Raw genomic sequence first — 13916 nt, forward strand, 5'->3', positions numbered from 1 at the left:
AGACGAAAGTATACGTCCAGCGCGCGGCCGCCCTTCCCCGCGGGCCCTGGCGGCGGATAACACTCTGCTACCAGTTCACCCAGGATTTTCACCGCCTGTGCCCCCGGCCTCGGATATGCTGGACGTGACGATTCCGCACCACAAGGGGAACGGCCATGGCCACCACGGCACGCACACTCTGGAAAGGCGCCATCAGCTTCGGCCTGGTCCACATTCCGGTGGCGCTGTACACCGCCACCCAGGAAAACGAGCTGGACTTCGACTGGCTGGACAAGCGCAGCATGGACCCGGTGGGCTACAAGCGCGTCAACAAGCGCACCGGACGCGAGATCGCGCGCGAAAACATCGTCAAGGGCATCGCCTATGAAGACGGCCGCTACGTCGTGCTGTCCGACGACGAGATCCGCGCCGCCTATCCCGAATCCACGCAAACCATAGAGATCGAGACCTTCGTGGCGGCCGACGCCATTCCGTTCGTCTATCTCGAACGCCCGTACTACCTGGCCCCCCTGGGCAAGGGCGCCAAGGTCTACGCGCTGCTGCGCGAGGCGCTGTTCAAGACCGGCCGGATAGGCGTGGCGCGCGTGGTCATCCAGACCAAGCAGCACCTGGCCGCGCTGATTCCCGCCGGCCCCGGCCTGGTCCTGAACCTGCTGCGCTGGGGCGACGAGATCCGCTCGTGGGAAAACCTCGACCTGCCCGAGGAAGGCAGCCACGCCGAAGGCATCTCGGCGCGCGAAATGAAGATGGCCGTCCAGCTGATCGAGGACATGGCTGGCGACTGGGATCCGGAGCAGTTCCACGACGAGTTCAAGGAGAAGATCCTGCAACTGGTGCAGGCCAAGATCGAGGCCGAGGAGACCGAAGCCGTCCATCCCATCGAGTCCATGGAGCAAGCGCGTCCCACCGCCGACATCGTGGACCTGACGGAGCTGCTCAAGCGCAGCCTGGACAAGCGCCAGGGCGGCGCGGGCTCCACCGGCGGCAGGCCCGCCCGCGGCGGCAAGACCCGGCGCAGCGCCTGACCCCGGCCACCGGAGCCCGTCATGGCCAGCAACGACGCCCTGCGGACCTACCGCGCCAAGCGCGACTTCGCCCACACGCCCGAACCCGCCGAGGGCGGCAAGCCCGGCGCGCACGCCCTGTCCTTCGTCGTCCAGCGCCATGCGGCGCGGCGCCTGCACTACGACTTCCGGCTGGAACTGGACGGCACGCTCAAGAGCTGGGCCGTACCCAAGGGCCCGAGCCTGGACCCGGGCGTCAAGCGCATGGCCGTCCAGGTCGAGGACCACCCGCTGTCCTACGGCAGCTTCGAAGGCCGCATCCCCGAGGGCCACTATGGCGCCGGCGACGTCGCCATCTGGGATGCCGGGACCTGGATTCCGCTGGAGGATCCGCGCAAGGGCTATCGCGCGGGCAAGCTCAAGTTCGAGCTGCGCGGCGCCAAGCTGCACGGCCAATGGGCGCTGGTGCGGATGCGCAAGGCCGAGAAGCAGCCCGCCTGGCTGTTGATCAAGGAGAAGGACGACTACGCGGTCACCGGCCCCGAGGCCGATGCCGAGGAAGCGTCCGCCCCGGCGCCGGCCTACGCCAGGCTGCCCGCCACGCTCGAGCCTCAGCTGGCAACGCTGGTGAACGCGCCGCCGCCCGATCCCGAACACTGGCAATACGAACTGAAGTTCGACGGCTACCGGATCCTGGCCCGCGTCGAAGGCGGCCAGGTGCGCCTGTACACACGCACCGGCAAGGACTGGACGCGCAAGCTGGAGGAGTTGCGCACCGCCATCGCGGCCCTGAACCTGGCCGACGCCTGGCTGGACGGCGAGATCATCGTGCCCGACGAACACGGCATCCCCGACTTCCAGGCCCTGCAGAACGCCTTCGAGACGGGTTCCGCCCGCGATGCCGTCTACTACCTGTTCGACCTGCCCTTCTATGCCGACCGCGACCTGCGCCGGCTGCCGCTGGCCGAGCGGCGCACGACGCTGCGCAGCCTGCTGGAACACGCCGACCCGGCGCGCCTGCGCTTCAGCGACGCGTTCGAGGCCGCGCCGCGCGACCTGGTCGCCTCGGCATGCCGGCTGGGCTTCGAAGGCGTGATCGGCAAGCGCAAGGACGGCGGCTACCGTTCGGGCCGCTCGACCGACTGGATCAAGCTCAAGTGCCAGAACCGCCAGGAGTTCGTCATCGGCGGCTATACCGATCCGCAAGGTACGCGCTCGGGACTGGGTTCGCTGCTGCTGGGCGTGCACGACGAAGATGGGCGTCTGCGCTACGCGGGCAACGTCGGTTCGGGATTCGACCAGCGCACCTTGCTGTCGCTGAAGAAGCGCCTGGATGAACTGGCCGCGCCGCACTCCCCGTTCGAGCGCAACACGAAAGGGCTGGGCAAGGCCCACTGGGTGCGTCCCGAACTGCTGGCCGAAGTCTCGTTCGCCGAATGGACCGGCGGCGGCCACATCCGCCAGGGCGTCTTCCGCGGGCTGCGCACCGACAAGCCCGCCGGCGCCGTCACCCGCGAACAGGCAGCCGCACCGCCCAAGGAGTCCGACACCATGCAAAGCAACGGCCTGCCCGCCTCTTTTCGCGTGACGCATCCGGGGCGCGTGATCGACAAGCAGAGCGGCATCACCAAGCTGCAACTGGTCCAGTGCTACGCGGCCATGGCGCCCTTGCTGCTGCCGCATCTGAAAAACCGGCCCGTGGCCCTGGTGCGCGCCCCCGATGGCGTGGGAGGCGAACTCTTCTTCCAGAAGCACGCCGACCGCGCCGCGCTGCCCGGCGTGGTGCGGCTGCCGCGCGAGATCGACCCGGGCCATCCGCCGCTGATGAAGATCGACGACCAGCAGGGCCTCCTGTCCGCGGCGCAGATGAACACCATCGAGCTGCATACCTGGAACGGCACGGACGACGCGATCGGCACGCCCGACCGCATGACCTTCGACCTGGACCCCGGCGAAGGCGTGGACTGGCCGCGCATCCGCGAAGGCACCCGGCTCGTGCACGCCTTCCTGCAAGAGCTGGGCCTGCCTGCCTTCCTGAAGACCAGCGGCGGCAAGGGCATGCACATCATCGTGCCGCTGCGGCCGCAATACGACTGGGACACCGTCAAGGCCTTCTCGCGCGCCATCGTCCAGCACCTGGCGCAGACCCTGCCCAGCCATTTCGTGGCCAAGAGCGGGCCGAAGAACCGGGTCGGCCGGATCTTCATCGACTACCTGCGCAACGGCTTCGGCGCCACCACGGTATCGGCCTGGTCGGTGCGCGCCCGGCCGGGACTGGCCGTGTCGGTGCCGGTGGCCTGGGAGGAACTGGACGACTTGTCGGGTTCGGCCCACTGGACCCTGCACACCCTGGGCGAGCGGCTGGCCACGGGCAACACGCCCTGGGCCGACTACGAGCGGTCGCGGATCTCGCTGGCGGACGCGATGCGGCGCCTGGACTTCGATCCGGGCGAAGACGCCTGAAACGCCGCCGACTTGACGCATTCCCCATAACTGGTAGCATCCGGCGCGTCGGCCATCCTTCCCCGCTCCGCCGGGCCCGGGGTGGCCGGAACCCTAGCCACGACGATACCGTGTTGTCCGCCCAGATCGCCCGCCTGATTCCGCCGGGCCCCCTGCCGACGGGGCTGCGCCTATGGTGCTTTGCGCCAGGCACGGCCATGCACGGCGATTTCGCGCCTTGCGGATTCTCCAGGCCCTTGCGCGCCACCTTCCTCGACGCCCAGGAAGCCGCCGCCCGCTGCGCCTACGCCCGGTCCAAACCGGGCTAACTCCAGGCTCGCGGCGCATTGCGCCGCCCCCCGCCCCCCTACGGACGCCGACCGGCGCGCGCCTCGATGGCCGCGCCGCGGCACCGCCTCGACACGGCGCCCTTCGCGCGCCCGTGCCGGTTCGCTCGTTCAGCCTGGATGGCACCATGGAACTCACCAAGCAATTCGTCAAAGCCAAGAACCCCTGCACCGGCGGCTACCGCTGGTTCATCCGCGACCATAACGGACACGGAGACTACCAAGCCATCCTGGATGCCCTGGTGGCCGACGGCCGGGTCGACGACGCCTGCTGGCTGCTGGACCAGTTCGGGCCGGTGGATACCGTCCTGCGCCTGGATGCCGTGGACGCCCATGCCATCGTGTTCGCCGGCACGCTCGAAGTCCGCAGCGGCATCAACGTGGACACCCTGGTGCGCGCCGGCCGCCATCTCTGCACCGGCGGCGGCATACGGGCCGGCACCGCCATCGTGGCCGGCAGCGACATCCAGGCGGCGGGCAACCTGGCCAGCGGCGGCCACATCCGCGCCGGCGGCGACATCTCGGCCGGCTGGGGCATCGAGGCGGCCACCCAGCTCGACGCGGGCGGACACTGCCGCGCCAAATGGGACATCCAGACCGGCGGCGACATCGTGGCCGGCCTGATGCTCCAGGCCGACGGCAGCATCCAGGCCGGCCACGCCCTGCGCAGCGGACGCGGCATCAAGGCCGGCGCCGACATCAGCGCCGGGCACGACCTGGCGGCGGCCCAAGGCATCCTGGCCGGCGGCAACGTCACGGCCGGCAATCACATCGAATCGGCGTGGGGCATCAAGGCCCTGGGCGACATCCTGGCCCAGGGCGCGATCCGGGCCGGCGAAGGCGTCGAGGCCGGCGGCGAGATCGGCTGCGGCGCGGGCTACGGCATCTACGCGGGCCTCCAGGTCAGGCGCGACGCCTGGGCCGACAGCGCGCGCATCCAGGCCCGGCAGAGGCCGGACGGCCTGATCAGCGGCCACTGGGCCGGCAGCGCCTCCTGAACGCCGCACGCGGCGGCGCTAGGGCCGCCAGGCGCTGGCCACATGGGACAGGCCGTGATGCGGCCCGCCCGACAGCCCCTCGGAAAGTTCGCGGGCGGCCAGCAGCACGCGCTCGGAGAACTCGCGCAGCCGGCGCGGCTTGAATCTGGCATCCGGCCCGGAGACGCCGATGGCCGCGATGACGTTGCCCATGCCGTCGCGTATCGGCGCCGCCACGCCGCTGACCGCCTCGCGCCACTCGCAGCGATTGACGGCATAGCCGCGCTTGCGGATCTGCGCCATCTCGGCCGTGAAGGCGGCCGGATCGACGATGGTATGGGGCGTGTAGGCGGTCAGCTCCTGGGACATCGCCGCCAGCCACTGCTGGGTGCGAAACGCGATCATCGCCTTGCCCGTGGCCACGCAGTGGGCGGCCGCGCGCCCGCCTATCTGCGAATACGCCCGGACCGGGTTCAGGCTTTCGACCTTGTGGACATAGACGACTTCCTTCTGGTCCAGAACCGACAGGTGCACGGACTCGCCAGTGGCGTCCATCAGGGCGTCCATCACGCCTTCCGCATGGCGGCGCAGGTCGAACCCCGACAAGGCCGCCGACCCCAGTTCCCATAGCTTGATCGAGATGCTGTACGACCCGCCGTCGTGGCGGATCACGTAGCGCTGCGCGGCCAGCGCCTGCAACAGCCGGTGCGCGTTGCTCTTGGGCAGACCCAGCGCCCGCGCGATGTCGGTGACGCCCATGGCGCCCTGGCTGCGCGCCAGCAATTCGATGACGGCCAGCCCCTTGAGCAAGGTGTTGTTCATGTCCATGCCTCGCCAGATCGTTCCATATTCTAGAACAGTTGTACCTCTTCTGGGAACGCCCATAAGCTCTCTCCAACCCGACAAGGAGACATAGCCCTCATGAGCGACATCGAACCCCGCGAACTGCCGTTGGCCGGCATCACCGTCATCGAGTTCTGCTCGATCGCGGCCGGCCCGTTCTGCGGCATGCTGCTGGCCGACCTGGGCGCCGAGGTCGTCAAGGTGGAGGCGCCCGGGGGCGACGCCATGCGCGCCTGGCCGCCGCTGAACGAGGGATACAGCGAGAACTTCGCCTCGTTGAACCGCAACAAGCGCTCGGTCGTGCTGGACCTGAAGAATCCCGTGGACGTCGCCACCGCCCGGTCGCTGGTGGACCAGGCCGACGTCCTGATCGAGAACAACCGCCCTGGCGTCATGGATCGCCTGGGGCTGGGCTACGCGGCGCTGTCGGCGCGCAATCCGGCCCTGGTGTATTGCTCGATCTCCGCCTACGGACAGAGCGGCCCGCGCGCCCAGGAAGGCGGCTTCGACCTGACCATGCAGGCGGCCGCCGGCGTGATGAGTGTGACCGGCGACTCGGAGGCGCCGGTCAAGTGCGGCGTCCCCATCTCCGACTTCTCGTCCGGCCTGTACGCGGCCTTCACCGTGGCCTCGTCGCTACTGAAGGCGGTACGGACCGGCCGCGGCGCGCACCTCGACATTCCCATGTTCGGCTGCACGCTCGCCATCGGCGCGCTGCAGACCAGCGAGTATTTCGGTACCGGGGTGAACCCGCGCAAGCTGGGCTCGGCCCACCCCCGCAACGCTCCCTACCAGGCCTATCGCGCCGCGGACGGCCATTTCGCGATCGCGGCCGGCAACGACAACCTGTGGCGCGCGGTCGTGCGCGCCGTCGAGCAGCCCGGGCTGGCGGACGACCCGCGCTTCGGCACCATCCTGGACCGGGCGCGCAACCAGGGCGCCCTGAAGGAAATCCTGGAGACCCGCTTCGCGCTGCACGGCGTGGACCATTGGATCGACGTCTTCCGGCAGGCCGGCGTGCCCCATGCCCGCATCAACGACTACGCCTCGGCGCTGGCCGATCCCCAGGTCGAGCACATGGACTGGGTACGCGGACTGCGCCTGCCCAGCGGTCGCGAAACGCGCACCTTCGCCTCGCCGGTCCGGCTGGACGGACAATCGCCGCCGATACGGCGCACCCCGCCCGCGCTGGGCGAGCACGGCGAAGAAATCCGCGGCACCTTGAACCAGGAGACTCAGGCATGACGGCCACGACCACCCTTCCCGGCCGGCTGGCCTCCTTCGTCCAGGGCATGGACGCCGCGCTCGACGCCGGGCCGGACGAGCCGCTCGCCGTCGAGGCCTGCGCGGCGCTGCTGCGCGAACTCGTCGCCCACGACGACTGGCTGCCCGAGGACTGCTCGCGCCCCCACCCGGTCCACTACCAGCAGTACCTGCTGCACCGGGATCCCGCCGACCGCTACTCGGTGGTCAGCTTCGTCTGGGGCCCGGGGCAGCGCACCCCCGTTCACGACCATTGCACCTGGGGCGTGATCGGCATGCTGCGCGGCGCCGAATACTCGCGCGCCTATGCCAGGGAAAGCGGGCGCCTGGTCCCCGCTTCCACCGAAGAACGCATCGAGCCCGGGCAGACCACCTGCGTGTCGCCGTCCATCGGCGACATCCATCTCGTGCGCAATGCCTACGACGACCGGGTCTCGATCAGCATCCACGTCTACGGCACCGACATCGGCAAGCAGCCGCGCCATGTCTACGATGCCGAGACCGGCGCCGCCAAGTCCTTCGTTTCCGGATACGCCAATGCCTGAGGCCCTGCTCCAGATCCAGGCCGGCGCCGAAGCGGGCGTGCGCCGCATCCTGCTCGACCGGCCGGCCAGCGGCAACGCCTTGTCGGCGGATCTCGTGGCCGCGCTGACCGAGGCCGTCGACGCCTGCGTCCGCGACGGCGTGCGCCGCCTCGTGATCGAGGGCGCGGGCCGCCACTTCTGCACCGGCGTGGACCTGTCGGCGCTGGACCGGGAAACCGACGACTCCCTGCTGGCCCGCTTCGTCCGCATCGAACTGTTATTGCAGGCGGTGCACCAGGCCCCGTTCGAGACGGTCGCCATCGCCCATGGCCGGGTCGCCGGTGCCGGCGCCGATCTCTTCGCCGCCTGCCGCCGGCGCCTCGTGCGCGGCGATGCCTCGTTCGCCTTCCCGGGCGCCGCCGGCTTCGGCCTGGTGCTCGGCACGCGCCGCCTGGCCCTGCTGGTGGGCGGCGATACGGCCCAGGCCTGGGTACGATCGGGCCGCTGGATCGACGCGGACGAGGCCCTGGCGGTCGGCCTGGCGCAGGCACGCATCGACGCGGCGGAGAAGCTGGATGCGCCTTGCGCCCACGCTCCCGATGCCCGCACCCAGGCCTGGCTCGACCAGGCGGTGCAGGCTCCGCAGGCCGACGATCTCGACCTTGCCCTGCTGGCCCGCTCGGCGGCCCGGCCGGGGCTCAGGCAACGCATCCAGGAGTACGCCGCACGCGTGCGCGCGGCCAGGCAGTAACCCCTTCCACAACAAGCGCGCTCGCAAAGGCGCCCGACAGGAGACATCCATGTTTCATCGTCTTGCCGCAGGCGCGGCACTGGTATTGCTGAGCCCGTTGTCCCAGGCGGCCCCCGACGCCGCGTCCTTTCCTACCCGCGCGGTCAAGATCGTGGTCGGCTATACGCCCGGCGGCGGCACCGACATGACGGCCCGCCTGCTCGCGCAGCAACTCGGGGAAAAGCTCGGCCAATCGGTGATCGTCGAGAACCGGCCGGGCGCCGGCCAGAACATCGGCGCTACCTACGTGTCCCGCGCCGACCCCGACGGCTACACGCTGTTCCTGAGTTCGTCGGCGCTGGCGATCAACGTCAGTCTGTTTCCCAAGCTCGACTACGACCCCATCAAGAGCTTCGCGCCCATCGCCGTATTCGGCCAGAGCCCCAACCTGCTCGTGGTGTCCAGCAAGCTGCCGGTGAACGACGTCAAGCAGCTTGTCGCCTACGGCAAGCAGCATCCCGGGGCGCTGAACTTCTCGTCGTCGGGGCACGGCAGCACCCAGCACCTGTCCGCCGAGCTGTTCAAGCTGCGCACCGGCATCTCGGCCACGCACGTCCCCTACAAGGGTTCGGGGCCGTCCATCAACGGCGTGCAGACGGGCGAGGTCCAGTTCACCTTCATCAACATCCCGTCCATGTCGGCGCTGATGGGCAGCGACAAGGTCAAGGTCCTCGGGCTGACCAGTTCGAAGCGGTCCGCGGCCGTGCCCGACGTGCCCACGCTGGCCGAATCCGGCGTGCAGGGCATGGACGTCGCCGCGTGGTACGGCCTGCTCGCGCCGGCCGGCACGCCGCCGGCCATCGTCAAGCGCCTGAACCAGGCGGTGAACGACGCGCTGGCCGACGAGAAATTCCGCACCCAGCTGATGCAGGCCGGCGTGGAACCCATGAACAGCACGCCCGAATTCTTCGCCTCTTTCCTTGCCGACGACATCGCCCTCTGGAAGAAGGTGATCACCGCCGCCGGCACCAAAGTCGATTGATGTCCCCTCATCCCCTTAGACAGGAGCAACACATGTTCGAGAACTGGAAGGAACTGCTGGGCACGCTGCGCCAATCGTCCGGCAAGCTGGGCAACACCAACCCCAAGGTGCTGGACGCCTACCGGGGCCTGAACGCGGCCCTGGGCACCAACGGCGCGCTGGATGCCAAGACGCGCGAACTGATCGCCCTGGCCGTGGCCGTCACCACGCGCTGCGACGGCTGCATTTCCTCGCATGCCGCGGCGGCGGTCAAGGCCGGCGCCACCGAGGCCGAAGTAAGCGATGCGCTGGGAACGGCCATCGCGCTGAACGCCGGCGCGGCCTACGTCTATTCGCTGCATGCCATGGAAGCCTTCCAGCAGAACGCCTCCGCGTGAAAGCCGCCATCGCCACGCATCGTCCATCGACGCCCCCAGACAGGAGACCCGCCCCATGAGCGCCTACGTCATCGACAGCGCGCTGTTCCGAGACCAGTTCAGCACCGCCGCCACCCGGAGCATTTTCAGCGACGAACAGACCGTCCAGAAATGGCTGGACGTGGAAGCCGCCCTTGCCCGCGTGCAAGCCCGCCTGGGCATCATTCCCCAGCAAGCCGCCGACGAGATCCAGGCCAAGGCCCGGGTGGAACTCATCGATCTGGCGGAGCTCAAGCAGGAAATGGATCGCACCAGCCACCCCATCGTTCCGTTGCTGCGGGCCATGAAGAAAGTGTGCGACGGCGACACCGGGGAATTCATCCACTGGGGCGCGACGACGCAGGACATCGTCGACACCGGCACCATCCTGCAGGTCAAGGAAGCGCTGGAGCAGATCGAGAACAACTACCGCCGCGCGCAGGCCCATGTCATCGCGCTGGCCGAACGGCATCGCGACCAGACCATGGCGGGACGCAGCCACGGCCAGCAGGCCCTGCCCATCACCTTCGGTTTCAAGGCCGCGGTGTGGGCGGCCGAGATCGGCCGCAACCTGGAACGCCTGCGGCAGATGAAGGAACGGGTGCTGGTCGGCCAGTTCTCCGGCGCGGTGGGGACGCTGGCCGCCCTGGGCGAACAGGGCATCGCGGTCCAGGAAGCGCTGTTCAGGGAACTGGGCCTGGCCTGCCCCGAGATCTGCTGGCACGTGGCCCGCGACGGCATGGCCGAACTGGCCTGCGTGCTGGCGATCTGCACCAGCACCGCGGGCAAGATCGCGCACGAGATCTACAGCCTGCAGAAAACCGAGACGGCCGAACTCGAAGAGCCCTTCACCATGGGGAAAGTGGGCAGCAGCACCATGCCCCACAAGCGCAACCCGCCCGCCTGCGAAGGCATCGTGGCGATCTCGCGCGTCGTCCGCAGCACCGTGGCGCTGGGGCTGGAAGGCATGATGGCCGAGCACGAGCGCGACAAGATCGTGCTGCAGACCGAACGCGAATTCGTCGCCCGCCTGTGCTGCATGGCCGATGCGGCCTTCGCCAAGCTGGCCTACGTCACGGCCGGCCTGACCGTCCGGGGCAACAACATGGAACGCAACCTGTCCGTGCAGAAGGGCCTGTTGCTGTCCGAGGCCGTCATGATGAAGCTGGGCGACCATCTGGGCCGGCAGGAAGCCCACGAGCTGGTCTACGAGATCTGCATGGACGTGTTCGAGCAAGGCGGCACGTTCAAGGACGGCCTGCTGGCCAACCCGACCATTGCCCGCCACCTCAAGCCCGAGGACATCGACCGCATGCTGGACCCCCAGGCCTACACCGGTGCTGCCGGCACCTTCGTGGATCGCGTCGTTGCCTCCCATCGCGGCGTCGCGACCTGACCGTCCCCCCGGGCAAAAGAAAAGCGGCCTCGCAATGAATGCAAGACCGCCCTTGTAATGCCACTCGCCCCACCCCCAGGGCACAGCGGATCCGGCTTCGCCGGTCCGCCAGTGCCGCCCCTGGGGGCGCGCGTAAGCGCGTAGGGGGGTTAAAAATTCAAAGAACGCTTGTCTACCGCCAAAGCGGCTTCCTTGACGGCTTCGGACAGCGACGGATGCGCATGGCAGATGCGGGCGATGTCTTCCGACGCCGCGCGGAACTCCATGGCCACCACGCATTCCGAGATCAGTTCGGAGGCCTGCGGGCCGATGATGTGCACGCCCAGGATCTCGTCCGTCTTGGCGTCGGCGATGACCTTGACCATGCCGGTCGTGTCGCCCAGCGCGCGGGCACGGCCGTTGGCCAGGAACGGGAAGGTGCCGGTCTTGTAGGCGCGGCCTTCGGTCTTGAGCGCCTGCTCGGTCTGGCCCACCCAGGAGATCTCGGGCGAGGTGTAGATGACCGACGGGATGGTGTTGAAGTTGACGTGGCCGTGCTGGCCGGCGATACGCTCGGCCACGGCAACGCCCTCTTCTTCCGCCTTGTGCGCCAGCATGGGGCCGCGCACCACGTCGCCGATGGCCCAGACGTTGGGCAGGCCGGTACGGCAGTCTTCGTCGACCGTCACGAAGCCGCGCTCGTCCAGCTTCAGGCCCACGCCTTCGGCGTTCAGGCCCTGGGTATTGGGCACCCGGCCGATGGACACGATCAGCTTGTCGACGACCAGCGACTGCTCGGCGCCGGCGGCGTCGGTGTACTTGACCGTGACGGACTTGGCCGCGGCCTTGACCTCGGAGATCTTCACGCCCAGGTTGATCTTCAGGCCCTGCTTGGTCAGGACCTTCAGCGCTTCCTTGGCGATCTGCTCGTCGGCGGCGGGCAGGAAGTTGGGCATGGCTTCCAGGATGGTCACGTCCGAACCCAGGCGGCGCCACACGCTGCCCAGTTCCAGGCCGATCACGCCGGCGCCGATCACGCCCAGGCGCTTGGGCACGCCGCCGATGGCCAGCGCGCCGTCGTTGGACAGCACCTGCTTTTCATCGAACGGCAGGTCCGGCAGCGCGCGCGGGCTGGAACCGGTCGCCACGATCACGTGCTTGGCGACGAGCTCTTCCTCGGCCGGGCCGGAAACCTTGATCGACCAGCCGCCGTCGACCTGGCCCGAGAACGCGCCCGTGCCATGGAAGAAGGTGACCTTGTTCTTCTTGAACAGGAACAGGATGCCGTCGTTGTTCTGCTTGACGACGGTGTCCTTGCGGCTGATCAGCTTGCCCAGGTCCAGGCCCAGGCCCTTGACCTCGATGCCGTGGTCGGCAAAGTGGTGGCCGGCATGCTCGTAGTACTCGGACGATTGCAGCAGCGCCTTCGAGGGAATGCAGCCCACGTTGGTGCAGGTGCCGCCGGGGGCGGGACCGCCCTTGGCATTGCTCCAGGCGTCGATGCAGGCGACCGACATGCCCAGTTGTGCGGCGCGGATCGCGGCGATGTACCCGCCAGGACCGGCACCGATGACGACGACGTCGAATTGCTTACTCATTTCATTCTTCCAGTTAGAAGGACCCAACTACCCCAAGTGCCAACGCGGGTATTGACCCAGGATGCGGTGGATCCGGCTCCGCCGGTCCACCCGCATCGCCCCCTGGGGGGGCGCGTCAGCGCGTAGGGGGGATCAGATATCTAGCAGCAGGCGCTGCGGATCTTCCAGAGCTTCCTTCATGGCGACCAGGCCCAGGACGGCTTCGCGGCCGTCGATGATGCGGTGGTCGTAGGACATCGCCAGGTAGTTCATCGGGCGGATGACGATCTGGCCGTTTTCCACCACGGCGCGGTCCTTGGTGGCATGCACGCCCAGGATGGCCGATTGCGGCGGGTTGATGATGGGGGTCGACAGCATCGAGCCGAAGGTGCCGCCGTTCGAGATCGAGAACGTGCCGCCGGTCAGGTCGTCCAGGCTGAGCTTGCCTTCCTTGGCCTTCTGGCCGAATTCGGCGATCTTCTTCTCGATGTCGGCCAGGCTGAGCTGGTCGGCGTTGCGCAGGATGGGCACCACCAGGCCGCGCGGGCTGCCGACGGCGATGCCGATGTCGAAGTAGCCGTGGTAGACGATGTCCTTGCCGTCGACCGAGGCGTTGATGATGGGATAGCGCTTGAGCGCGGCCACGGCGGCCTTCACGAAGAAGGACATGAAGCCCAGCTTGACGCCGTGTTCCTTCTCGAACTTGTCCTTGTACTTGGCGCGCAGGTCCATCACGGCCTGCATGTTGACCTCGTTGAACGTGGTCAGGATGGCGTTTTCCGATTGCGACTGCAGCAGGCGCTCGGCCACGCGGGCGCGCAGGCGGCTCATCGGCACGCGCTGCTCGGGGCGGCCGTTGACCAGGGTCGCGGCTTCGTTGACGACGGGCGCGGCGGCGGGCTTGGCGGCCGGCGCGGCGGCGGCGCCCAGGGCGTCGCCCTTGGTGATGCGGCCGCCACGGCCCGTGCCCTGCACGGACTCGGGCGCGATGCCCTGCTCGGCCAGCAGCTTGGCGGCGGCGGGCGACGGGATCGAGGTCGCGGGCGCGGCGGACGCAGCGGCGGCGGGCGCAGCGGCAGGAGCCGGCGCGGCGGCGGCCGGGGCGGGAGCCGCGGCGGCGGGCGCGGCAGCGGCGCCGGCCTTGCCTTCCGTGTCGATCTTGGCGATCACTTCTTCCGAGGCGACGGTGCTGCCGTCGGCCTTGACGATCTCGGCCAGCACGCCGTCGGCGGGCGCCGGCACTTCCAGCACGACCTTGTCGGTCTCGATCTCGATCACGATCTCATCGCGCGAGATGGCTTCGCCCGGCTTCTTCTTCCAGGTCAGCAGGGTGCCTTCCGACACCGATTCAGAAAATTGGGGGACTTTTACGTCGACTATGGCCATGTCAGTTATTC

At 68.7% G+C, this 13916-nt stretch carries 13 protein-coding genes; 10 read left to right on the forward strand and 3 right to left on the reverse strand.

Going from position 1 to position 13916, the window contains the following annotated elements:
* The first annotated feature begins 155 nt into the window (after nucleotides 1-155).
* From ku to EV675_RS18845, 4 genes are all read left to right on the forward strand, one after another.
* A complete protein-coding gene (ku, locus tag EV675_RS18830; protein WP_130358722.1) occupies nucleotides 156-1025 on the forward strand; it encodes a non-homologous end joining protein Ku in 870 nt (289 codons plus the stop codon).
* A gap of 21 nt (nucleotides 1026-1046) precedes the next feature.
* Nucleotides 1047-3467, forward strand: coding sequence for a DNA ligase D (ligD, locus tag EV675_RS18835; protein WP_130358723.1), 2421 nt, complete (start codon nucleotides 1047-1049; stop codon nucleotides 3465-3467).
* Between the two features lie 113 nt (nucleotides 3468-3580).
* Entirely contained in the window at nucleotides 3581-3775 is a 195-nt protein-coding gene (locus EV675_RS18840) for a hypothetical protein (protein ID WP_130358724.1), read from the forward strand.
* Nucleotides 3776-3921: 146 nt separating this feature from the next.
* Complete coding sequence (locus EV675_RS18845; protein ID WP_130358725.1) at nucleotides 3922-4791, forward strand: hypothetical protein; 870 nt, start codon at nucleotides 3922-3924, stop codon at nucleotides 4789-4791.
* An 18-nt stretch (nucleotides 4792-4809) separates the two neighbouring features.
* Here EV675_RS18845 and EV675_RS18850 read toward each other — a convergent pair whose 3' ends face one another.
* Entirely contained in the window at nucleotides 4810-5592 is a 783-nt protein-coding gene (locus EV675_RS18850) for an IclR family transcriptional regulator (protein WP_130358726.1), read from the reverse strand.
* Between the two features lie 99 nt (nucleotides 5593-5691).
* On the opposite strand from EV675_RS18850, the gene EV675_RS18855 reads away from it, so the two are divergent.
* Genes EV675_RS18855 through purB form a run of 6 tightly spaced genes read left to right on the forward strand, consistent with a single transcriptional unit; the run spans nucleotide 5692 to nucleotide 10963 of the window.
* Nucleotides 5692-6858, forward strand: a complete 1167-nt coding sequence (locus EV675_RS18855) for a CaiB/BaiF CoA transferase family protein (protein ID WP_130358727.1) — start codon at nucleotides 5692-5694, stop codon at nucleotides 6856-6858.
* Between the two features lie 47 nt (nucleotides 6859-6905).
* Nucleotides 6906-7421, forward strand: coding sequence for a cysteine dioxygenase family protein (locus tag EV675_RS18860; RefSeq protein ID WP_207222026.1), 516 nt, complete (start codon nucleotides 6906-6908; stop codon nucleotides 7419-7421).
* Complete coding sequence (locus tag EV675_RS18865; protein ID WP_130358729.1) at nucleotides 7414-8151, forward strand: enoyl-CoA hydratase/isomerase family protein; 738 nt, start codon at nucleotides 7414-7416, stop codon at nucleotides 8149-8151. Before EV675_RS18860 ends, EV675_RS18865 begins: the two co-directional genes overlap by 8 nt.
* A gap of 49 nt (nucleotides 8152-8200) precedes the next feature.
* Nucleotides 8201-9172: a tripartite tricarboxylate transporter substrate binding protein gene (locus EV675_RS18870; RefSeq protein WP_130358730.1), complete on the forward strand. Its 972-nt coding sequence runs from the start codon at nucleotides 8201-8203 to the stop codon at nucleotides 9170-9172.
* A 32-nt stretch (nucleotides 9173-9204) separates the two neighbouring features.
* The gene (locus tag EV675_RS18875; protein WP_124689372.1) at nucleotides 9205-9549 is read left to right on the forward strand and encodes a carboxymuconolactone decarboxylase family protein; all 345 of its coding nucleotides are present in this window, start codon (nucleotides 9205-9207) and stop codon (nucleotides 9547-9549) included.
* 55 nt (nucleotides 9550-9604) lie between these two features.
* On the forward strand, nucleotides 9605-10963 hold the full coding sequence (gene purB / locus EV675_RS18880; RefSeq protein ID WP_130358731.1) for an adenylosuccinate lyase: 1359 nt from the start codon (nucleotides 9605-9607) through the stop codon (nucleotides 10961-10963).
* Nucleotides 10964-11112: 149 nt separating this feature from the next.
* Here purB and lpdA read toward each other — a convergent pair whose 3' ends face one another.
* On the reverse strand, nucleotides 11113-12540 hold the full coding sequence (gene lpdA, locus EV675_RS18885) for a dihydrolipoyl dehydrogenase (protein WP_130358732.1): 1428 nt from the start codon (nucleotides 12538-12540) through the stop codon (nucleotides 11113-11115).
* A 132-nt stretch (nucleotides 12541-12672) separates the two neighbouring features.
* The gene (gene odhB / locus EV675_RS18890; protein WP_130358733.1) at nucleotides 12673-13905 is read right to left on the reverse strand and encodes a 2-oxoglutarate dehydrogenase complex dihydrolipoyllysine-residue succinyltransferase; all 1233 of its coding nucleotides are present in this window, start codon (nucleotides 13903-13905) and stop codon (nucleotides 12673-12675) included.
* Nucleotides 13906-13916 lie beyond the last annotated feature (11 nt).

It is taken from the genome of Pigmentiphaga kullae (genome assembly GCF_004216695.1).
Classification (GTDB): domain Bacteria; phylum Pseudomonadota; class Gammaproteobacteria; order Burkholderiales; family Burkholderiaceae_B; genus Pigmentiphaga; species Pigmentiphaga kullae.

Coding starts and splice junctions, on each gene's coding strand:
- ku (WP_130358722.1), top strand. CDS start 156: ATGGCCACCACGGCACGCACACTCTGGAAAGGCGCCATCAGCTTCGGC.
- ligD (WP_130358723.1), top strand. CDS start 1,047: ATGGCCAGCAACGACGCCCTGCGGACCTACCGCGCCAAGCGCGACTTC.
- EV675_RS18845 (WP_130358725.1), top strand. CDS start 3,922: ATGGAACTCACCAAGCAATTCGTCAAAGCCAAGAACCCCTGCACCGGC.
- EV675_RS18850 (WP_130358726.1), bottom strand. CDS start 5,592: ATGAACAACACCTTGCTCAAGGGGCTGGCCGTCATCGAATTGCTGGCG.
- EV675_RS18855 (WP_130358727.1), top strand. CDS start 5,692: ATGAGCGACATCGAACCCCGCGAACTGCCGTTGGCCGGCATCACCGTC.
- EV675_RS18860 (WP_207222026.1), top strand. CDS start 6,906: ATGGACGCCGCGCTCGACGCCGGGCCGGACGAGCCGCTCGCCGTCGAG.
- EV675_RS18865 (WP_130358729.1), top strand. CDS start 7,414: ATGCCTGAGGCCCTGCTCCAGATCCAGGCCGGCGCCGAAGCGGGCGTG.
- EV675_RS18870 (WP_130358730.1), top strand. CDS start 8,201: ATGTTTCATCGTCTTGCCGCAGGCGCGGCACTGGTATTGCTGAGCCCG.
- EV675_RS18875 (WP_124689372.1), top strand. CDS start 9,205: ATGTTCGAGAACTGGAAGGAACTGCTGGGCACGCTGCGCCAATCGTCC.
- purB (WP_130358731.1), top strand. CDS start 9,605: ATGAGCGCCTACGTCATCGACAGCGCGCTGTTCCGAGACCAGTTCAGC.
- lpdA (WP_130358732.1), bottom strand. CDS start 12,540: ATGAGTAAGCAATTCGACGTCGTCGTCATCGGTGCCGGTCCTGGCGGG.
- odhB (WP_130358733.1), bottom strand. CDS start 13,905: ATGGCCATAGTCGACGTAAAAGTCCCCCAATTTTCTGAATCGGTGTCG.